General features: G+C 53.2%; 18 protein-coding genes and 1 pseudogene. 3 read left to right on the forward strand and 16 right to left on the reverse strand.

Annotated features, from left to right (window positions below):
• Positions 1-5: 5 nt before the first annotated feature.
• From ACO0K9_RS16170 to ACO0K9_RS16180, 3 genes are all read right to left on the reverse strand, one after another.
• On the reverse strand, positions 6-800 hold the full coding sequence (locus ACO0K9_RS16170) for an SDR family oxidoreductase (protein WP_422986709.1): 795 nt from the start codon (positions 798-800) through the stop codon (positions 6-8).
• A 119-nt stretch (positions 801-919) separates the two neighbouring features.
• Positions 920-2,737, reverse strand: coding sequence for an acyl-CoA dehydrogenase (locus ACO0K9_RS16175; RefSeq protein ID WP_422986711.1), 1,818 nt, complete (start codon positions 2,735-2,737; stop codon positions 920-922).
• 92 nt (positions 2,738-2,829) lie between these two features.
• The gene (locus tag ACO0K9_RS16180) at positions 2,830-4,008 is read right to left on the reverse strand and encodes an acetyl-CoA C-acyltransferase (protein ID WP_422986713.1); all 1,179 of its coding nucleotides are present in this window, start codon (positions 4,006-4,008) and stop codon (positions 2,830-2,832) included.
• Between the two features lie 457 nt (positions 4,009-4,465).
• Between ACO0K9_RS16180 and ACO0K9_RS16185 the strand changes: the two genes are divergently transcribed.
• Complete coding sequence (locus ACO0K9_RS16185; RefSeq protein WP_422986715.1) at positions 4,466-6,130, forward strand: MFS transporter; 1,665 nt, start codon at positions 4,466-4,468, stop codon at positions 6,128-6,130.
• An 82-nt stretch (positions 6,131-6,212) separates the two neighbouring features.
• Here ACO0K9_RS16185 and ACO0K9_RS16190 read toward each other — a convergent pair whose 3' ends face one another.
• The 6 genes from ACO0K9_RS16190 to ACO0K9_RS16215 form a co-directional block, all read right to left on the reverse strand.
• Positions 6,213-7,118 carry an LD-carboxypeptidase gene (locus ACO0K9_RS16190; RefSeq protein ID WP_422986717.1) on the reverse strand — a complete coding sequence of 302 codons (906 nt, stop codon included), beginning with the start codon at positions 7,116-7,118 and terminating at the stop codon, positions 6,213-6,215.
• 69 nt (positions 7,119-7,187) lie between these two features.
• Positions 7,188-7,730 carry a tRNA adenosine(34) deaminase TadA gene (gene tadA / locus ACO0K9_RS16195; RefSeq protein ID WP_422986719.1) on the reverse strand — a complete coding sequence of 181 codons (543 nt, stop codon included), beginning with the start codon at positions 7,728-7,730 and terminating at the stop codon, positions 7,188-7,190.
• Positions 7,730-8,173 (reverse strand): 6-carboxytetrahydropterin synthase QueD, encoded by a 444-nt coding sequence (gene queD / locus ACO0K9_RS16200; RefSeq protein ID WP_422941532.1) that lies wholly within the window; start codon positions 8,171-8,173, stop codon positions 7,730-7,732. The genes tadA and queD overlap by 1 nt, the downstream gene beginning before the upstream one ends.
• A gap of 6 nt (positions 8,174-8,179) precedes the next feature.
• Complete coding sequence (queE, locus tag ACO0K9_RS16205; protein WP_422986721.1) at positions 8,180-8,815, reverse strand: 7-carboxy-7-deazaguanine synthase; 636 nt, start codon at positions 8,813-8,815, stop codon at positions 8,180-8,182.
• Positions 8,816-9,131: 316 nt separating this feature from the next.
• A complete protein-coding gene (locus ACO0K9_RS16210; RefSeq protein ID WP_422986723.1) occupies positions 9,132-10,856 on the reverse strand; it encodes a PAS domain-containing protein in 1,725 nt (574 codons plus the stop codon).
• Positions 10,857-11,067: 211 nt separating this feature from the next.
• On the reverse strand, positions 11,068-11,892 hold the full coding sequence (locus tag ACO0K9_RS16215) for a helix-turn-helix transcriptional regulator (RefSeq protein ID WP_422986725.1): 825 nt from the start codon (positions 11,890-11,892) through the stop codon (positions 11,068-11,070).
• Between the two features lie 221 nt (positions 11,893-12,113).
• Between ACO0K9_RS16215 and ACO0K9_RS16220 the strand changes: the two genes are divergently transcribed.
• Positions 12,114-12,995: an SDR family oxidoreductase gene (locus tag ACO0K9_RS16220; RefSeq protein WP_422986727.1), complete on the forward strand. Its 882-nt coding sequence runs from the start codon at positions 12,114-12,116 to the stop codon at positions 12,993-12,995.
• A 408-nt stretch (positions 12,996-13,403) separates the two neighbouring features.
• Here ACO0K9_RS16220 and ACO0K9_RS16225 read toward each other — a convergent pair whose 3' ends face one another.
• The 5 genes and pseudogenes from ACO0K9_RS16225 to guaB all read right to left on the reverse strand — a co-directional run bounded on the left by ACO0K9_RS16225 (position 13,404) and on the right by guaB (position 18,599).
• A complete protein-coding gene (locus ACO0K9_RS16225; RefSeq protein ID WP_422986729.1) occupies positions 13,404-13,841 on the reverse strand; it encodes a hypothetical protein in 438 nt (145 codons plus the stop codon).
• Between the two features lie 77 nt (positions 13,842-13,918).
• A pseudogene (locus tag ACO0K9_RS16230) lies at positions 13,919-14,465 on the reverse strand (recombinase family protein).
• Positions 14,456-16,048, reverse strand: coding sequence for a glutamine-hydrolyzing GMP synthase (gene guaA, locus ACO0K9_RS16235; RefSeq protein WP_422986731.1), 1,593 nt, complete (start codon positions 16,046-16,048; stop codon positions 14,456-14,458). The pseudogene ACO0K9_RS16230 and the gene guaA overlap by 10 nt, the downstream one beginning before the upstream one ends.
• Before the next feature lie 3 nt (positions 16,049-16,051).
• Entirely contained in the window at positions 16,052-17,101 is a 1,050-nt protein-coding gene (locus tag ACO0K9_RS16240; RefSeq protein ID WP_422986733.1) for a GGDEF domain-containing protein, read from the reverse strand.
• A 37-nt stretch (positions 17,102-17,138) separates the two neighbouring features.
• Positions 17,139-18,599 carry an IMP dehydrogenase gene (gene guaB, locus ACO0K9_RS16245; protein WP_422986735.1) on the reverse strand — a complete coding sequence of 487 codons (1,461 nt, stop codon included), beginning with the start codon at positions 18,597-18,599 and terminating at the stop codon, positions 17,139-17,141.
• 104 nt (positions 18,600-18,703) lie between these two features.
• Here guaB and ACO0K9_RS16250 point away from each other — a divergent pair, with 104 nt between their 5' ends.
• The gene (locus tag ACO0K9_RS16250; protein ID WP_422986737.1) at positions 18,704-19,201 is read left to right on the forward strand and encodes a DUF4124 domain-containing protein; all 498 of its coding nucleotides are present in this window, start codon (positions 18,704-18,706) and stop codon (positions 19,199-19,201) included.
• A gap of 20 nt (positions 19,202-19,221) precedes the next feature.
• On the opposite strand, the gene ACO0K9_RS16255 is transcribed toward ACO0K9_RS16250, so the two are convergent.
• Complete coding sequence (locus ACO0K9_RS16255) at positions 19,222-19,518, reverse strand: RnfH family protein (RefSeq protein ID WP_422986739.1); 297 nt, start codon at positions 19,516-19,518, stop codon at positions 19,222-19,224.
• Entirely contained in the window at positions 19,511-19,942 is a 432-nt protein-coding gene (locus tag ACO0K9_RS16260) for a type II toxin-antitoxin system RatA family toxin (protein WP_422986994.1), read from the reverse strand. Before ACO0K9_RS16260 ends, ACO0K9_RS16255 begins: the two co-directional genes overlap by 8 nt.
• Positions 19,943-19,955: the final 13 nt, after the last annotated feature.

Consider the following 19,955-nt stretch of genomic DNA (forward strand, 5'->3'; position numbering starts at 1 on the left):
CTCCGTCATACCGCCGACACACCACCATCCACGGCCAGGGTCTGGCCGGTAATATGTTTGCCGGCATCGCTGGCAAACAGCATGGCCACGCCTTTCAGGTCTTCGTCATCACCTATGCGCTGCAAAGGAGCTTCCTGGGAGAGTTTTTCTTCACCCAGATGTTCGAGTATGCCCTTGGTCATCTTGGAGGGGAAAAATCCCGGCGCAATCGCGTTGACCGTAATGCCATGCACACCCCATTCACCAGCCAGGGTGCGGGTGAAGTTAATGACGGCAGCCTTGGAGGTGTTGTAGGCGATGGTCTGCATGGTGCCCGGCGCATTGCCAGCCAGGCCAGCAATCGAAGCGATATTGATGATGCGGCCATACTTGCGCGGTATCATGGAGCGCTTGCCGACGGCCTGCGAAATCAAAAAGATGCTGCGTATATTCAGGTTCATAACCTTGTCCCAGGCATCGACCGGATAATCTTCCGCCGGGGCACCCCAGGTCGCGCCAGCGTTATTGATGAGGATATCGATATGCCCAAGGCGGGCCAGCGCTTCATCCACCAATGGCTGTACTGACGCATCTTTCGACAGATCGGCAGCAATTGCACTGGCATCGATACCACGGCTTTTCAGATGGGCAACGGCTTCATCCAGGTCAGATTGCTTGCGTGAAGACAGCACCACTTTGGCACCCTGTTCGCCCAGGGCTTCTGCCATTTGCAGGCCGAGGCCGCGTGATCCACCGGTCACCAGCGCGGTCTTGCCGCGCAGATCGAATAACTGTTGTACTGAACGTGTCGCTGTCGTCATGCTAGTCTCCTGTTTATTTTGTGTGGGCAGGATGTCATGTGCACGCATACCGGTACCCATGCATCACTGTCTCTTGCTATGGAATTATTTACTAAAAATCTCAGTGGAAGATATCCACCTCAAAACCAGGCATCCTGCATTTCATAGGTGGTCACATCGATGTTGGAAAGCAGATCCAGTTGCGGATGTACGCGTGGCAATTCCCAATGGAAGAAGTATTTGCAGGCTTGCAGTTTGCCGGCATAAAAATCTGCATCGTGATGATCTTCCTTACCCAGGCAAAGCAGGGCCTGCTCCAGCCAGATCCAGGCCACCACGGCATGGCCAAACACTTCCAGATACAGTGAAGCATTGGCCAGGGTCTTGTTGGTATCACCGCAGCCATGCAGTTTCTGTGTCGTTGTTGCCAGCCTTTGCAGTACCCGCGCCAGCGATTTGGTGTAATCCAGCAGCTCAGGATGATGTGTGGCACGCGACAAAGTCTTGTGCATGACTTCACCCAGTGCTTCCAGCGCCGCGCCATCATGCATGACAACTTTGCGTCCCAGCAAATCCAGCCCCTGTATGCCGTGCGTGCCTTCATGGATGGGGTTCAGGCGGTTGTCGCGATAAAACTGCTCAACATTGTATTCACGCGTATAACCATAACCGCCATGCACTTGTATCGCCAGGTTATTCGCTTCCAGGCACCATTGCGAAGGCCAGGACTTGGCAATCGGCGTCAATATTTCCAGCATCTGGGCCGCATGGATGCGTGCTTCTGGCGTCGTGCCGGTGCGTTCTTCATCGACCAGACGGGCGCAGAACAAGTTCAGCGCCAGGCCACCTTCGACATAGGTTTTTTGCGCCAGCAACATACGTTTGACATCCGTATGCTGGATGATAGGTACTTGCGGTGCGACCGGGTCTTTGTTCAGTGGAGCACGGCCTTGCGGACGATTGCGCGCATAATCCAGCGCATGCAAATAACCGGTGTAGCCCAGCATGACCGCGCCCAGGCCGACGCCTATGCGCGCTTCGTTCATCATGTGGAACATATTCGCCATGCCACGATGCAAAGTACCGACCAGGTAACCGATGGCACCAGCCTTGCCTTGCGGCTTGAACTTGCCTTCACCAAAATTCAGCAGGCAATTGGTGGTGCCGCGATAACCCATTTTATGGTTCAGCCCGGCCAGTACCACGTCATTGCGTTCACCCAGGCTGCCATCAGGGTTGACCAGTTTTTTGGGGACGATGAAAAGTGAAATGCCTTTGACGCCGGCTATCAGTTTGCCGTTTTCGTCCGGTACCTTGGCCAGCACCAGATGGACGATATTTTCTGCCAGCTCATGCTCTCCGGCAGATATCCACATCTTGTTGCCCGTCAGGCGATACGTACCGTCTTCCTGCGGTTCTGCCCGGGTGACGATGTCCGACAGGCTGGAACCTGCCTGTGGTTCAGACAGACACATGGTGCCGAAGAAGCGGCCATCGAGCATGGGTTTGACAAAGGTTTCAATCTGCTCTGGCGTACCGCATTTAAGCAAGGTATTGGCATTGCCGATAGTCAGGAAAGGATAAGATGCGGTACCGACATTCGCGCCTTTGAAATAGGCAAAGCCGGCTTTTTCGACCACGCAGGGTAATTGCATGCCACCGACATCAAAATCCTGCCCCGCCGCCATCAGGCCCGCGTCACAAAACGCTTTCAGCGCCGTTTTGACTTCGGGAATGATATGCACGGTTTCACCATCAAAATGCGGCTCATTCTGGTCATTTTTTTTATTATGGGTAGCGAACAAATCGGTAGCGATTTGCTCGCAAGTATCCAGCGCCGCATTAAAGGTCTCGCGATTATGGTCGGCGAAACGTGGCCTTTGATTCAGTGACTCTACGTTCAGCCATTCATATAGCAGAAAATCGAGATCACGGCGGGGAAGAATTTTAGATTGCATGGTGTTTTTTTGGATGAAAAAATGAAATACCAATCTTGCTCACATCGTCTTGCAAACACAAGACAATGTGAGCACCCAACATGCCATCAAGCCTAAACCACTTCAAACAAACCCGCTGCGCCCTGGCCACCACCGATACACATGGTCACCACCACATATTTCGCGCCACGACGCTTGCCTTCGATCAGGGCATGGCCTGTCAGACGTGCGCCGGACACGCCATAAGGATGGCCAACCGCAATCGCACCGCCGTTGACGTTCAGCTTATCCATAGGAATGCCGAGCTTGTCTGCGCAATACAATACCTGTACTGCAAAGGCTTCATTCAACTCCCACAAACCGATGTCTTCGACTTTCAAACCGGCTTTTTTCAACAATTTTGGAATCGCAAATACCGGGCCTATACCCATTTCATCCGGTTCACAACCAGCAACCGCAAAGCCACGGAAAATACCCAGTGGTTGCAAACCCCTTGCTTCTGCCAGTTTGCTGTTCATCAGAATGGCTACCGATGCGCCGTCAGAAAACTGGCTGGCGTTACCGGCAGTGATGACACCACCTGGTACGGCGGTGCGGATTTTGGATACGCCTTCGAGCGTAGTATCTGCACGTATGCCCTCATCTGCAGAAATCGTGACTTCTTTGGTAATCAGCATGCCGGTGGCCTTGTCAGCCACGCCCATGACGGTTGTCATCGGTACGATTTCGGCATCAAACAAGCCGGCGGCTTGTGCAGCAGCGGCACGCAACTGGCTTTGTACGCCGTATTCATCCTGACGTTCACGCGGGATACCATAGCGTTTGGCAACGGTTTCTGCTGTTTGCAACATGGGCCAATAGACTTCTGGCTTGTGCTGTTTCAACCAGGTTTCCACGATCATGTGGCTATTCGCTTCGTTTTGCACGCAAGAAATAGATTCAACACCACCTGCCGCATAGACATCACCTTCACCGGCAATGATGCGTTGCGCTGCCAGCGCGATGGTCTGCAGGCCGGATGAACAAAAACGGTTCACCGTCATGCCAGCGGTGGCAACTGGGCAACCGCCGCGCAAGGCAATCTGACGGGCAATATTGCTGCCTGTCGCCCCTTCAGGCGTGGCGCAACCCATGATCACATCTTCCACTTCTGCTGCATCGATCTTGGCGCGCTGAATAGCTGCGTCGAGTACATGTCCGCCCATTGTGGCGCCATGTGTCATATTGAAAGCGCCCTTCCAGGATTTTGCCAGGCCGGTACGTGCGGTGGATACGATAACTGCATCAGACATGTAGATCTCCTATGGTGTTGTAAGTATTTTATATTGCAGCGTGATAGTGCAGGGATTGCGTGCCGGCATGGCCCGGGATGCAGATATGACAATCACCCCTGTTGCAAGCCTGCCCGCCAAAACCGTTCTTCAGCATACATCAGCATTTCTGCCTGAAATTGCCCCGCATCGACGATAGCCGGAGCCAGCTCAAGCGCAAAAACTAGAATATCACAATTTAGTACGACCGTTCGTAAATTTATTGAATTCCATTTTACGCCCAAATACTGTTATTGATTGAACACCTTATCAATATCATTCGTAAGTTTCTGTAAGTTTCGAGCAAGCAAGCCGTAAGTTTCAACTTGCACACTTAGTTTGCAATAAAAAAATGTTGAAATATGCATCGAATTTTTCCGATCAGTTTTTCCAGCCATTTTTATCAAGCACACTTATATACATAAAACAGGAGACAAGCATGGCGACAGCACCTACCGCAACGTCAGGCGGCATGACTGGAGAAGAACGCAAGGTTATCTTTGCTTCTTCGCTGGGCACCGTTTTTGAATGGTACGACTTTTATCTATACGGCTCACTTGCCCCAATCATTGCCAAACAGTTCTTTGCCGGCACTGACCCCAATACAGCTTTCATTTTCGCCCTGCTGGCATTTGCCGCCGGTTTCATTGTCCGCCCTTTCGGTGCTCTGGTATTCGGTCGCCTTGGAGACATGATAGGTCGTAAATACACTTTCCTGGTCACGATTCTGATCATGGGTGGCTCCACCTTCTGCGTGGGCCTGCTGCCTAACTATGAAACCATCGGCATTGTCGCACCGGTTATCCTGATCTCCCTGCGTATTCTGCAAGGTCTGGCGCTGGGCGGTGAATATGGTGGTGCAGCAACCTACGTGGCAGAACATGCACCACACGGCAAGCGTGGCTCTTTCACTGCATGGATCCAGACTACAGCAACATTGGGTCTGTTTTTGTCCCTGATGGTGATTCTGGGTACACGTACTGCCATTGGTGAAGAAGAATTCGGTACCTGGGGCTGGCGTGTTCCTTTCCTGGTATCGGTTTTCCTGCTGGCGGTTTCGGTCTGGATCCGTTTGTCCATGAATGAATCCCCTGCTTTCGCCAAAATGAAGGCCGAAGGCAAAACTTCCAAAGCACCTTTGACAGAATCTTTCGGTCAATGGAAAAACCTGAAAATCGTTATCCTGGCATTGCTGGGTCTGACAGCAGGCCAGGCAGTGGTCTGGTACACAGGTCAGTTCTATGCGCTGTTCTTCCTGCAGCAAACCCTGAAAGTGGACGGCCCTACAGCCAACGTCCTGATCGCCATATCCCTGGTTATCGGCACCCCATTCTTCCTCGTGTTTGGTTCCCTGTCTGACAAGATCGGCCGTAAACCTATCATTCTGGCAGGCTGCCTGATTGCTGCGATAACCTACTTCCCGATTTTCAGCGCACTGACGCATTATGCCAACCCAGCGCTGGAAGCAGCACTGAAAAACGCACCAGTCGTGGTTACTGCTGATCCTGATGATTGCCAGTTCCAGTTCAACCCTACCGGTACCAAGAAATTCACCTCTTCATGCGATATCATTAAAGCAAAACTGGCTGCCGCTTCGGTCAACTACGCTAACGAAATTGCTCCGGCAGGCACTATCGCTTCGGTCAAAGTTGGTGACAAAGTCATTGCTTCGTACAATGCCAATGGCTTGCCAAAACCTGAAGCCACTGCCAAAGACAAGGCTTTCTCCAAAGAACTGGGTGACGCCATCAAAGCCGCTGGCTACCCACCGAAGGCAGACCCTGAGCAAGTCAACAAACCCATGGTGTTGTTATTGCTGGTCATCCTGGTGCTCTACGTAACAATGGTATATGGTCCTATCGCTGCCATGCTGGTTGAAATGTTCCCAACCCGCATCCGCTACACATCCATGTCCCTGCCTTACCATATCGGTAACGGCTGGTTTGGTGGCTTGCTGCCAACCACGGCATTTGCGCTGGTGGCATTCAAGGGCGATATTTACTATGGTCTCTGGTACCCTATCGTGATCGCAGCGGCAACCTTCATCATCGGTGCCCTGTTCATCAAAGAAACCAAAGACAATGATATTTATGCAGCGGATTAAACTGCACTAAGGTCAGTCACATCAAAAAGCCCGGCAAACATTGCGTTTGCCGGGCTTTTTTACATTTCAAGTGCGGTACAAATTATGACCAGCGATACCGCATGTCGAGACGAACCGCACCTGCGGTGATCTTCAATTCTGCATCGCTACCCACCACCAGACTGGCTCTGGTACGTATATGTCCAAAGGGCAAGCCGGTAATGACAGGAATATCGAGTATGCTGCGCAGATAGTCCAGCATCGCATCAAAATCATACCCATTGTCATGCGGGGCCAGCTTGTAAGCAGAAAAATTACCCAGGATGATGGCTTTTTGCTTGCTCAGCACACCCGCAAAATGCAGTTGCAACAGCATGCGTTCAATGCGGTAAGGATGCTCGCCAATATCTTCCAGGAATAAAATCCCGTCCTGTGCTTCGGCCCAGTAAGGCGTACCCACTGCATGGGCCAGCATGGCCAGGTTGCCACCCCATAAGCGTCCGTTCAATTCCACATCTTCATGGGTGGTTTGAAACTCAACGGTGTGATATTCATTACTGATACTGTCCTTGAATTGCTTCAAGGTATAGTCACAGGGCTGCTCACGGGTAAAATCATCACACAACATAGGCCCGGCAAGGCTGAGCCGGTTACGTGCCAGCATGGCCAGATGGATGAGTGTGAAATCGCTGTAGCCAACAAAACGTTTGCCACTTTGCGCCAGCAAGTCCAGATCAAGATGTGGCATCAGCCGGGACATGCCGTAACTGCCACGCAAGGCCATGACGATTTGCACATCCGGGTTTTGGGCGGCGGCATGCATTTGCTGCACGCGTTCGGCATCGGTGGCACCAAAGCGCTGGAACTTGTGCGCTGGCTGGTAATAGCTGTGCACTTTGAAGCCCTGTTGTACCAGCAACGCCAGCCCACGCTCTACCGCCACATCATCCAAAGGAGCACCGCTGGGTGCGACAACGGCAAGGCCGGGCTGTTCTTTTATCTCTTGCATAGGGATACTGTCAGTGTGAATGAAGGCCTTGCGGTAGTTGTCTGCTGACTAATCTGCTAATTTATCTGCTCATGTGTCTACAGTACCAGCGCCATCTGCCACGATTTTCTTTTGCGCCGCCACGGCACGCCTGTGGGCAAAAAATTCCTTAAGCAGGGTGCCGCACTCTTCCGCCATCACCCCCGGCGTTATCTGGGTATGATGATTCAATTGATCAAGCGCGAATACATTCAGCAGAGAACCGGCGACACCGGTTTTGGGATCACTGGCGCCATAAATGACACGTGCCAGACGCGCATGCATCATGGCACCGGCACACATCATGCAGGGTTCCAGCGTGACATATAGCTCGCAACCGGGAAGGCGGTAATTGCCCATCACTTCAGCCGCAGCCCGCAATGCCATGATCTCTGCATGGGCAGTAGGGTCATGCTTGCCTATCGGGCGGTTATAGCCGGTGGCAATCACCTGGCCATCCTTGACCACGACAGCCCCTACCGGCACCTCGCCTTCGGCCCAGGCCAGCCTGGCCTGCTGCAAGGCGACCTGCATCATCTCCAGATCACGCATTTGCTGCGCATCCGGCGCGGCGGGATGTGGTTCGCCAGCCATTATCCGTCTATCTCGGCCCAGCAATTTGGTGTTTCGTAAAGGGTTACCTTGGTCAGTTCTAAAGTACGACCAAACCTGCCGTGATATACCACCTTCAAAATATCAAAGGCGATTTTCGCCAGGTTTTCCACCGTAGGTACGCGATCAATGACTACTGTTTTATGTCCTGGCAATTTCTCCAGGAAATTCTTGATGATGTAATCCTTCTCATAGACGATGAAGGAATGGTCCCACAAATTGACCAGATGTTCATTGGCCAGTGCCTTGATATCACCAAAATCCATGATCATGCCATTATCCGACTCGCCATCTTTCTGGACAACATCACCGGTCAGCGTAATTTGCAAGGTATAGCGGTGACCGTGCAAATTGCGACACTGGCTGCCATGATCAGGAATACGATGACCGGCATCGAATTCCAATTTTCTGGTAATCGTTAACATGAAAACTTAAGGAATCTGTAAAAGTTTATGGGTTTGCAAGCTCAGCTTCCATTGCGGATGCTGTTTGCAGAATTCAATTGCAAGACGCAAATTATCGTCTCTTAAAGGGCCATCCATGGCCTGTACAAAATAATGTTCAAAATCAAGATTTGCATATGCAGCCATATCCTGGCCAAATTGAGGGATCACGACTTTCAACTCACTGCCCTGGCGCACCACCAGTTCTGAACCCATTTTAGGACTGACACAAATCCAGTCCACACCCGCTGGCACCGGCAAGGTACCATTGGTTTCAATAGCAATTTCAAACCCCACCGCATGCATGGCATCGATCAGGGTTGCATCCAGTTGCAACAAGGGTTCGCCACCGGTAAACACCACATACTTACTGGCAGTATAGGACACTGGCCACAAAGCGTTAATGGTCGCAGCCAGCGCTGCGGCCTGCTTGAACTTGCCGCCGCCCTCGCCGTCTGTACCGACAAAATCAGTATCACAGAACTGGCAAACCGCAGTCGACCTGTCCTCTTCCCGCCCCGACCACAAATTACAGCCAGAAAAACGGCAAAACACCGCCGGGCGTCCGGCATGATTGCCCTCGCCCTGTAGAGTGTAAAAAATTTCTTTGACGCTATAAGTCACGTCTTATTCCCGCATGATTGTCAGCAGCGACTTTGAAGGCTGCACAGGCAAGGCTTTTGACAAAGCCGCTCTCTTTTGCACCACATGATAAACACGATGCATGAAATTTTAGTACGTTTTTGAAACGCAAAAGGGACACATGATACCACGGAGCAGCTTATTGGCCTTCTGACTTGCGTAGCGCGCGTGCAATCAGGCAAGGTTTTTGTATTTTTTATCAAAAAAGCATTAATCCCTTTAAACCATCCATATTGAACGCACGTATGATGGCTGGCCTATCATCAGCCAGGGTGAATACGTCGATTTTGTTGCTTGCTCAGGGCATATCTCCACTCATCCGGATCGGAAGCTCCAGCGTGAACCTGGCTCCGGTGCCCAGTCCGTCGCTGTGGGCCGTGAGGGTTCCACCCATTTCATGTGCCGCGATTACCGCACTGTGCAGCCCGAATCCGTGTCCGGTTTTCTTGGTGGTGAAGCCGTGTGCAAACACCTGGGTTAGGGCCTCGGGGGCGATGCCCACCCCATTGTCGGTGACCTGGATAATCAGCCTCGGGTTTTGGTTTTGGTCTTGATTTTGCCTCAGTTCCACACGTAGCGTGAGCCTGGGCTCGCCTCTGCCTCCCTCGCCCTCTTCCATGGCCTGCTCGGCATTGCCGATCAGATTGACCAGTATCTGCAGTATCCGTCCTTTGTCCAGCGGCAGCGCGGACATGGGCGCGATCTCTTTGTTCACCACCACCTGGCGGCGCAGAAGCGCGGGGGCGTTGATGCGCAATGCGTCTTCCAGCAGTTCACCGATCTGCGCCATCTCCAAACGGCTGGACTTTCCGGCATGGACCTGTTGTGCGGCGATTATTTCCTTGATGTGGTCCACGTTCTTGCTCAAGGCCACCAGCTCATTGATGGCTTCCTGTTGCTCTGCCACCAGCACGGCAGCCAACTGGCGCAGGTAGCCGGGCAACACCTTGCCTCTGGTATCCGCTGTGATAAACGCACCCAAATCGTCCGTGTGCTGGTCCATCAATTGCACTGCCCGTACGAGTCCATCCATCTTGGAGGTGCGAATGAGCGAGAGAATCAGCGTGGTCGAGACGTTCACGCTGTTGAGCACATTGCCCACGTTATGCAACACATTGGTGGCGATCTCGGCTTTGCCAGCCAGGTGCGAGGCTTCAAGCAACTGCTTGTGCGCCTCGGCGATCTGGCGCTCGGCCTCTTTCAGATCGGAGATGTTCTTGGTGATACCAAAGGTGCCAACGATTTGGCCAGCGCTGTCGCATAAGGGCATTTTTGTGGTCAATGCCCAGGTGTCGGGCCGCCCATCCACCCAGGTTTCCCTTTCCACACAGCCTATCATCGGCAATCCCGTGCGGATGATTTGCTGCTCGTCATCGAACGCCTGACGGGCGTGTTCATCGGAGAAAAAGTCGAAATCAGACTTACCCACCAGTTCCTCCGGCGCGTTCATTCCAAACTCGCGGGCCATGGCTGCGCTGCAGGTGATAAAACGGGATTCGGTGTCCTTGAAATAAATATGATCAGGAAAATTGTCCAACAGCGCCCGCAGCAGTTCATGGCCGTTGATTTGCATATCACTGGCGTGCCACTCGTCTGCTTGCCGGTGCCGGGTAATGTCAAACAAGACCCCCTGGCTGCCGATAATTGCCCCGTCAGACCCACGCACAGCAGATTCGACAATCTGGCGATACCGGGGCTGCCCCTCGGCAGCGAGCCACATTTCCTCTCGCTCGACCTGCTGCCCGGTTTGCATGATCAGCGCGTGCTGACGGCATGCATGCGCGCAGGGTTCCGGCTGCCACATTGTATTGGCGTCTGAGGCCGTGCTGGCGGCGATCTCGCTGGCGGTCCGGCCCAGAATCTGGTCCGCCGAAGTGGCCTTGAGTTGGCAGAAGAGAGGATTGACGAAGATAAAACGCCCGACCGCGTCCTTGCGGAAAATACCGACGGGCAACTGCCCGACAATCGGCTCCGTTCCTTCCAGGAGGACCGGGCTTATGGCGGAGGCGGTTAGTGTTTTCATTTTTATGGCGCAATCGCGGTCATTGGCTTGCTATTGCCCACTGAAATTGTTCAGTCCATATTCTGCTCGTTTCGGTCATAGTAGGATATTACTTAAACTCTTGTCCAGTTTTCTAGAGCAATCATGTTCTAGCTTCATCTACCACACGCTGTGAACAATGCAGCGGGGCACGAAGTTATCACTCCGGAAGCGGTCAAGCGCCAGTGTTCCATTATCGCCCCGCCTTCAGCATCAGACGAATACGTTTGGTGTCTTCCGCCGTCGCAGGCTGATAAATCACGAGTGTCAGATCAGATCTGCCATCGACGGCGAACGAGGAATACTCGAGGCTCAGCATGCCCGCCACCGGGTGATTAAGCTGCTTTAAGCCCCCGCCATGCGACACGATATCGTTCTCGCGCCACATGGCCGCGAAGTCCGGGCTCGACAGGCTCAGCTCGTCGATCAATTGTTTCACTTCCTCGGTCGCCCCGGCGCGTGTAATGTCGGCGCGGAATGCCGCGACCACAAAGCGCGCCGCCGTCGCCCAATCAGTTTGCAACAGTCGCGCCTGAGGGTTGCCGAAGAAATTTCTCAGAATGTTGCGCGGCACAGCCAGGGACTCCGGCGGCCCCAGCAGCAGCGATGCCGCCTTGTTCAAGCCGACGATATCCCAGGTCGATGTCCGTACGAACGCCGGGCTGTATTTGAGTGCATCGAGAATGTGCTGCAGGCGTGGTGAAATGCTCTCCACGTGTTTGTAGCGCACTTCCGGCGGCCGGCCAAACGCCAACAGGTGCGCATGTTCGCGCTCGGCATCGGTCAGCAGCAGCGCCTGCGACAGGCGATCGAGCACATTGGTCGAAGGCGCGCCGCCGCGTCCCTGCTCCAGCCAGGTGTACCAGGTGGCACTGACGTTGGCGCGCTGCGCCACTTCCTCGCGCCGCAAACCGACCGTGCGGCGGCGACCCGTGGCATAGCCCAGCGCCGCAGCATCAAGCCGGGAACGGCGGTCTTTCAGATAGGTGCCCAGCGCATTTTCCTTGCCAGTCGTCATGCTTATCCTGTTAACGTTTATACCGGTATATTGTCACTACTTTACCCTGATGAGGCGAACCGCCAGAATAACCCGTGTTCATGATACTCCCGCAGCGGCGCAGTTTGAAGATGAAAAAACCCCGGCGTTGTTGAAAGCCGGCGTTGCCGAATCGGGATATCTTTGCGCGATCAGGTGCATCCAAGTGTTGCATCACGTTTAAATCATCAAGGAGTATCACCATGCGTGTATTCGTTACCGGCGCAACCGGTTTCATCGGCTTCCCCGTCTGCCAGGAATTGATTGCAGCGGGCCACAAGGTTCTCGGTCTGGCCCGCTCAGACGACGGTGCCAGGCGATTGGGTTCGATCGGCGTCGACGTGCATCGCGGTTCGCTGCACGATCTTGAAAGTTTGAAGAGCGGCGCCGCTGCCGCCGACGCCGTCATTCACACGGCCTTCGTCCACGACTTCTCCAAATTCCAGGAGAATTGCGAAATCGACCGACGGGCTATCGATGCCATGGGCGCCGTGCTCGCCGGTTCTGACCGCCCCTTCATTGTCACCTCGGGCGCCGGCGGCCTCGCCGCGCCTGGAACGCTGGCAACGGAAGAAGATGTGCCGTTACCCGATCCCCGGACTCCGCGCGTGTCGGAGCAAACGGCGATGGCCTTGCTGGGTAAGGGTGTGAGCGCGGCCGTGGTGCGCCTGCCCCAGGTGCACGACCCATTGAAGCAAGGCCTGGTCAGCTATATCATTCCGGTGGCACGCGAAAAAGGCATATCCGCCTACATCGGAGACGGGCGCAACCGTTGGCCCGCAGCCCACGTGTCGGACGTGGCCAGGCTGTATCGGCTCGCGCTGGAACAGCATGAAGCCGGCGCGAAGTATCATGCCGTGGCGGAAGAAGGCGTTAGCACGCGCGACATCGCAGAATCCCTTGGGCGCGGCCTGAATCTGCCGGTAAAATCGTTGTCGGTGGAAGAAGCGCAGGTGCATTTTGGCTGGCTCGCCATGTTCGCCGGCCTCGACCTTTCGACATCGAGCGCGTTGACACGCAAGAAGCTGGGCTGGAATCCAACTGGGCCAGGATTGCTGGCGGACTTGGCACAGCAAAAATACTAAATGCCAGCATCACCCCATGTAAGCCACGCACTTACATGGGGAGTAAAAACGGGAATAGAATTGTCCGGGCCAGGTTTTCGGGGTGATTTTTACCGTCAAGACCGAAATAGTCATAACGGTAAAAATCTGGGTCTGAATCCGAGGTCAAAATCTTACCGTCAGCTTGACCAGCAAGTTATTTTACTGGGGTCGATAGCAACCGATAACTGCCGCGACGTATTTCCTTATAAATCAATACGTTACGACAGTTCTTCGATGGCTGACGATAGCCCCCGAACAACCTCAAATCACTCTCACTCAATTGTAAATAAGCCTCTAATCTTCAATGGTTGCGCCACGTTAGAGCTAGCCATCGCAGTCGATGCCATGAAAAATACCTTGTTCACGGGTTGCGTACGGGGTTCTAGCTTACACATCGGTGAGTTTAAGAAGAAACGCCGAGATTTCTTTGTGCTTAACAATCAGACCACCATGGACCCTAAAGGCCCATTCCTTGCCCCCAGGTTGCAAAAGAACTTCCTCCCGTGTCAGAAGCCGCTCGGTAAACAAGAACAATTTTGAAAAGGGCGAATTCTCAGGATCTTCAATCCGTGTTGCGAGATTTTTTTCATTGATCCAGGTATGCAAAGTTAGCCAGCAATCGCGCTTGTCGTCTTTAAACCATGGGCCACTGCGAAGAATTGACCAAACGTGGGCACCGCCTTCGTCGCACTGAAGCAAAACTGTGCGAAATACAACGTATCTATCTGTCGTATAGTTGAAACTACCGGAAAGAAGACTTGCACTTTGCCCGCAACCGCAAGGGCAATCACATCGCTCGCTGGTTTGTTTCTCAATAGATGGCATATGTAGGCCAATTCACCCTATATTGAACAATTGTTCTGTCCATCACCGCTCCTTCGCTCGTCATTGCTATAACCTCATTACCTTGGCGCAACAACACCAACATGTTTGTAAAGTGTGGTGCGTGAAACGCCATAACGGCGGGCCACGTCAGCCAACTGAATATCTGGATCACGCAAAAGCGCCTTGATTTCCCGCACCTTCTGGTCGTAAAGTTTCGGCTTACGGCCACCAGCTCGACCACGGACACGGGCGGCAACTAGACCTGCCTGTGTGCGCTCACGAATCAAATTCCGCTCGAACTCTGACAGTGCAGCAAACACATGAAAAACCAACTTGCCAACTGCAGTACCTGTTTCGATCTTTTCCGAGAGACTTTCAAAACCAATGCCGCACTGCTCCAAGTCAGCCACGATCGTCACCAAATCGGGCAAGCTACGTCCGAGTCTATCCAACCGCCTACTACAAGGGTATCCCCAGCGCGAAGCGCCTCGCGGCATTGCTCAAGCTCTAAGCGGTCAGCACTCTTGCCGCTGGCCGTTTCCTCGTAAATCACTCGACACCCGCCCCCGTCAATGCATCACGCTGCAAATCAAGCTGCTGGTCATCTCGTGCGATCACTCCCACTCAATCGTCGCAGGCGGTTTGCCTGAGATGTCATACACCACGCGGTTGATGCCGCGTACTTCGTTGATGATACGGTTGGATACTTTACCCAGCAGCTCATGTGGCAGGTGTGCCCAGTGGGCTGTCATGAAATCCTGGGTTTGCACGGCGCGCAGGGCGACCACGTATTCATAGGTGCGGCCGTCACCCATCACGCCAACGGATTTGACTGGCAAGAATACGGCAAAGGCCTGGCTGGTGGCGTCGTACCAGCTTTGCGGTTTTTCTGCATGCGGGTCCACGAAGGTGCTGCGCAGTTCTTGGATGAAGATGGCATCGGCACGGCGCAGCAGGTCGGCAAATTCTTTCTTGACTTCACCCAGAATACGCACGCCCAGGCCAGGGCCAGGGAAAGGATGACGGTACACCATGCTGTGCGGCAGGCCCAGGGCGACGCCCAGCTTGCGTACTTCGTCCTTGAACAATTCACGCAGGGGTTCCAGCAGTTTCAGGTTCAGGGTGTCTGGCAAGCCACCGACGTTATGATGGCTCTTGATGGTGTGTGAGCCTTTTTTGCCTTTGCCGGCACTTTCGATGACGTCAGGGTAAATCGTGCCCTGCGCCAGCCATTTGGCATTGCTCAGCTTGCCGGACTCAACCTGGAAGACTTCAACAAATTCGCGGCCTATGATCTTGCGCTTGGCTTCTGGGTCAGTGACACCGGCCAGATGGCCCATGAATTGTGCGCTGGCATCAACATGGATGACTTTGACACCCAGGTTGTTGGCAAACATTTCCATGACCATTTTACCTTCATCCAGACGCAGCAGGCCGTGGTCTACAAAGACACAGGTCAGCTTGTCGCCAATGGCACGGTGTATCAAGGCAGCAGCAACGCTGCTGTCGACACCGCCGGACAGGCCGAGGATGACTTCATCATCACCCACCTGGGCACGTATCGAAGCGACTGCCTCGGCGATGTAATCAGGCATGTTCCAGTCTGATTTACAGCCACAGATTTCATGCACAAAACGGCCAAGTATGGCTTCGCCCTGCAGGGTATGGGTGACTTCGGGATGGAACTGCACGGCGTAAAAATGACGCTCTTCGTCAGCCATTGCCGCAATCGGGCAATTGTCTGTAGATGCCATTAGTTTGAAGCCTGGCGGCATTTCATTGACCTTGTCGCCATGGCTCATCCATACCTTGAGCATGCCATGGCCTTCTGACGTGACAAAATCATTGATGTCTTTGAACAGGGCGGTATGGCCGCGGGCACGGACTTCGGCGTAACCGAATTCACGCACATGACCGTTTTCAACCTTGCCACCCAGTTGTTCGGCCATGGTCTGCATGCCATAGCAAATACCCAGTACCGGCACGCCGGCATCAAACACGGCCATGGGTGCACGTGGGGTATCCCCTTCGGTCACACTGCTGGGGCCGCCAGACAGGATAATGCCAGCAGCGCCATAGTTGCGAATGAATTCATCACTGACATCATACGGATGTACTTCAGAAAAAACCCCTGCGTCACGCACGCGACGGGCAATCAGTTGCGTGACCTGGGAACCAAAATCAAGGATAAGAATTTTAGAATGCATAACTCAAATTATCATGTCAGGTTGTGCAGGCCTGGCCTGAACAACACGATTGTTTCCTGCATTTCTGGCTGAAAGCAGGGCTTTTTCTGCAAGGCTGATTAATGCTTCCGGTTCCACATCCGGAAATAAATCAGTACAGGCGACGCCGGCACTGATGGTCAGCGAGGTTTCTTTTTGATTCACGACTTCGGGATGCATCATGACTGAAGAGCGGATTCTTTCGGCCACCGCAGTAGCAACCAGATGCGATGCCCCGGGCAATACCACCAGCAGCAAGTCAGTACCGAATCGCCCCATGGCATCAAAAGGACGTACGCAAGAACGGACACGGCTGACGGTCTTGACCAGCATCAGGTCGGTAATGGCGATACCTTCTGATTCGCGCAGGCTTTCCATCTGGTCCAGGCTGGCGATCAGCAGGGCCAGGGGTTTTTCTGCCTTTGCACAACGTTCCATTTCTATCTTGAGCGAACGTATGATGGCAGCTTTATTCCAGGTTCCCAGCAATGGGTCGATCAGCGAATCACGCTTGAGGCTGCGGTTTTGCTTGATGACTTCCAGCTGGTTCAGGTACAGCACATCAAACGCCAGTTCACGCTCTATCATGGCAGCCATGTCACTGAAGATCTGGCGCTCATCGTCACCCAGTGTATGCGGTTCATAATCAACCAGCATGACACTGCCGATCAGATGGCCGGTATGGTCATAAATGGGATGCGCTGCGAAAAACCGCAAGAATGGTGTACCGACCACCAGCCCGTGCTTGCCCAGTTCTTCATGCAGGCGCAAATCATGAATTTCCAGCAAATCATCGGTGAAGTTGAAGGCATCACAAAACATGGCTTCAACACTGGTGATGGAACGTTCGGCAAAGTCAAAGCGCTTTGACAGATTACCTAAGCTGACAAAACAGTTTGCAACCCCGAACATACTGATGCCCAGCCGTTCGAAGCGGGCAAGACGGACATCAATTTTTTCGGCTACCAGACGCTCAAATCCCGAATTGACGCGCGTCGATGTGGAAGGACTGGATCGATCTAAGGGCGATGACATACCAATCTCCTGGTGCCTTCAATTCGGGGAATATGCATCAGTCGGCTCTGTAATTAGGCGCTTCTTTCGTGATTTGCACATCATGGACATGCGATTCACGCATACCGGCCGAGGTGATTTCGACGAATTCTGATTTGGTATGCAAATCGTCAATCGAAGCGCAACCACAATATCCCATGGAAGAACGCACACCGCCCACCAGTTGATACAGGATTGCCAGCACGCTGCCTTTGTAAGGGACACGGCCTTCAATACCTTCCGGCACCAGCTTGTCAGCATTATTTGCCGCATCCTGGAAGTAACGGTCAGCAGAGCCATCAGCCATGGCACCCAGGCTACCCATGCCACGATACGATTTATAGCTGCGCCCCTGGAACAGGATGACTTCGCCCGGCGCTTCTTCGGTACCGGCAAACATGCTGCCCATCATCACCGTGGATGCGCCGGCAGCCAGTGCCTTGGACACATCACCAGAGAAGCGGACACCGCCATCAGCGATACAGGGAACACCGGTCCCCTTGAGCGCATTGGCGACATTGGAAATCGCAGAAATCTGCGGCACCCCCACACCGGCGACGATACGCGTGGTGCAGATGGAACCTGGGCCGATACCGACCTTGACTGCATCCGCGCCATGTTCTACCAGTGCCAGCGCAGCGGCTGCCGTAGCGATATTGCCACCAATGACTTCGATATGCGGGTAATTGGTTTTTACCCAGCGTACGCGATCCAGCACCCCTTTGGAGTGGCCATGGGCGGTATCAACCACGATGACGTCGACTCCAGCTTTGGCCAGCAAGTCTATCCGTTCTTCATTGTCGACACCAACACCGACAGCTGCACCCACGCGCAGCTTGCCTTGTTCATCTTTGGAGGCAAAGGGATGTTCTGTTGATTTTTGAATATCTTTTACGGTGATCAGGCCGCGCAATTCAAATGCATCGTTGACAACCAGTACACGTTCCAGCCGGTGTTTGTTCATCAGGCGTTTGGCTTCTGCCAGGTCGGCACCTTCCTTGACGAACACCAGTTTTTCACGCGGTGTCATTTTGGCACGTGCTTCGGCGTCCAGTTCTTCTTCAAAACGCAAATCGCGGTTGGTGATGATACCCACCACGACTTTGCCTTCGACCACCGGGAAACCGCTGATGCCATGCTGCTGGGACAGGGCAATCACATCACGAATTTTGGTGTTGGGCGGTATGGTGATGGGATCACGCAACACGCCGGATTCAAAACGTTTGACCTTGGCCACTTCGCGAGCCTGCTCTTTGGCAGTCAGGTTTTTGTGAATAATACCGATACCACCTTCCTGAGCCATGGCTATGGCCAGACGGGCTTCCGTGACGGTATCCATCGCCGCTGATACCAGAGGTATATTCAGCTTGATATTGCGCGTCAATTTGGTCGCAAGTGAGGTATCTTTAGGGAGTATGTCCGAATATGCAGGGACGAGTAGCACGTCATCGAACGTGAGTGCTTTTTGAAGTAAACGCATAGCATTTCCTATAGGCGCAAAACCGAATTATACAGAAAACTTGCGGAATCGTCTTGCTACGTGTAAAACTCTCGAATAATCAAGTGTTTTAAAGAAAGTTTCTTATGTTAATTTCACGCATTGCCCTGCCCTTTATTCTCACTCTTGCCTGCGCCGCCGCTCATGCTCAGTATGTATGGCTGGATGAAAAAGGCAACAAACAATTTTCGGACAAACCACCACCGATTTCGGTACCAAAGAATAAAATCATCAAATCACCGAATATGGGCGGTAAGTCAGCATCGGCTGCCGATGCAGCGCCCGCCTCTGCCGCAGACGATGCAGGCAAGCTGCAAAAGCCGGTGACGACTGCCAGCAAGAATGAGGATTACAACAAGCGCAAAGCCGAACAGGCAGAAAAAGATAAAAAAGCCGAGGATGAAAAGCAGTCTGCCGCCGCCAAGGCCAAAAACTGTGAACGTGCCCGCAGCTACCAACAGAGCCTGGAGTCTGGCGTGCGCGTTGCCAACGTAGACAAAAATGGTGAACGCACTTTCATGGATGATGCCCAGCGCAGCCAGGAGTTGGGCGATCTCAAGAAAACCCTGGCAGACTGCAAATAAGCGAAATACCAGGCGTCGGCTTATCCCCGCGCCTGTTTTTTCGCTCGACGGCGCCGTGCTTCCATCGGGTCGGCAAGCAGGGGGCGATAAATTTCCACCCTGTCACCTGGATGTAAATGTGCGTCCAGGGGCTTCAGCTTGCCAAAGACCCCTACTTTAAAGACGTTGATATCAATCTCGGGATGCCGCTGTATGATACCGCTTTGCTGTATCACCTGCGTCAGGGTGGCCTGGGTATCGACCTCTACCTCCAGCAGGCTGACGGTGGATGTGCTGGCATAACAGACCTGAACCACCATGCTTGCCTGGTCAACCATACAAGGCCTCGGCACGGGTGCAGAAAGAATCGACGAAGCTGTTGGCAATCTTGGAAAACACCGGGCCTATCAGATGTTCCAGCAATTTGCTGGAAAATTCATAATTGAGATCAAATTCGATTTTGCAGGCATCTGCCCTGAGTTCAGTGAACTTCCAGCAACCGGATAATTGCCTGAAAGGCCCCTCGACCAGATTCATTTGCATCATATGGGGACGCTGATTATTGTTTTTCGTTGTAAACTGCTGCTTGATACCATGATAATTAATGGCAAGGGTGGCAACCAGTTCATGCTCGGTACGCTCGGCGACGTGTACTTCGCCGCACCAGGGCAAGAATTGCGGATATTTTTCGACGTCATCGACCAGGGCAAACATTTGCTCTGCACTGTAAGCTACAAAAACTGTTTTATGCACGACTGCCATCAAGAAGAACCAT

The organism is Undibacterium sp. Ji50W (assembly GCF_049340445.1).
Taxonomy (GTDB): domain Bacteria; phylum Pseudomonadota; class Gammaproteobacteria; order Burkholderiales; family Burkholderiaceae_D; genus Undibacterium.

Bases quoted from the DNA above. Each gene is read 5' to 3' on its own strand.
- ACO0K9_RS16170 (WP_422986709.1), bottom strand. From the start codon at position 800: ATGACGACAGCGACACGTTCAGTACAACAGTTATTCGATCTGCGCGGC.
- ACO0K9_RS16175 (WP_422986711.1), bottom strand. From the start codon at position 2,737: ATGCAATCTAAAATTCTTCCCCGCCGTGATCTCGATTTTCTGCTATAT.
- ACO0K9_RS16180 (WP_422986713.1), bottom strand. From the start codon at position 4,008: ATGTCTGATGCAGTTATCGTATCCACCGCACGTACCGGCCTGGCAAAA.
- ACO0K9_RS16185 (WP_422986715.1), top strand. From the start codon at position 4,466: ATGGCGACAGCACCTACCGCAACGTCAGGCGGCATGACTGGAGAAGAA.
- ACO0K9_RS16190 (WP_422986717.1), bottom strand. From the start codon at position 7,118: ATGCAAGAGATAAAAGAACAGCCCGGCCTTGCCGTTGTCGCACCCAGC.
- tadA (WP_422986719.1), bottom strand. From the start codon at position 7,730: ATGGCTGGCGAACCACATCCCGCCGCGCCGGATGCGCAGCAAATGCGT.
- queD (WP_422941532.1), bottom strand. From the start codon at position 8,173: ATGTTAACGATTACCAGAAAATTGGAATTCGATGCCGGTCATCGTATT.
- ACO0K9_RS16210 (WP_422986723.1), bottom strand. From the start codon at position 10,856: ATGAAAACACTAACCGCCTCCGCCATAAGCCCGGTCCTCCTGGAAGGA.
- ACO0K9_RS16215 (WP_422986725.1), bottom strand. From the start codon at position 11,892: ATGACGACTGGCAAGGAAAATGCGCTGGGCACCTATCTGAAAGACCGC.
- ACO0K9_RS16220 (WP_422986727.1), top strand. From the start codon at position 12,114: ATGCGTGTATTCGTTACCGGCGCAACCGGTTTCATCGGCTTCCCCGTC.
- ACO0K9_RS16225 (WP_422986729.1), bottom strand. From the start codon at position 13,841: ATGCCATCTATTGAGAAACAAACCAGCGAGCGATGTGATTGCCCTTGC.
- guaA (WP_422986731.1), bottom strand. From the start codon at position 16,048: ATGCATTCTAAAATTCTTATCCTTGATTTTGGTTCCCAGGTCACGCAA.
- ACO0K9_RS16240 (WP_422986733.1), bottom strand. From the start codon at position 17,101: ATGTCATCGCCCTTAGATCGATCCAGTCCTTCCACATCGACGCGCGTC.
- guaB (WP_422986735.1), bottom strand. From the start codon at position 18,599: ATGCGTTTACTTCAAAAAGCACTCACGTTCGATGACGTGCTACTCGTC.
- ACO0K9_RS16250 (WP_422986737.1), top strand. From the start codon at position 18,704: ATGTTAATTTCACGCATTGCCCTGCCCTTTATTCTCACTCTTGCCTGC.
- ACO0K9_RS16255 (WP_422986739.1), bottom strand. From the start codon at position 19,518: ATGGTTGACCAGGCAAGCATGGTGGTTCAGGTCTGTTATGCCAGCACA.
- ACO0K9_RS16260 (WP_422986994.1), bottom strand. From the start codon at position 19,942: ATGGCAGTCGTGCATAAAACAGTTTTTGTAGCTTACAGTGCAGAGCAA.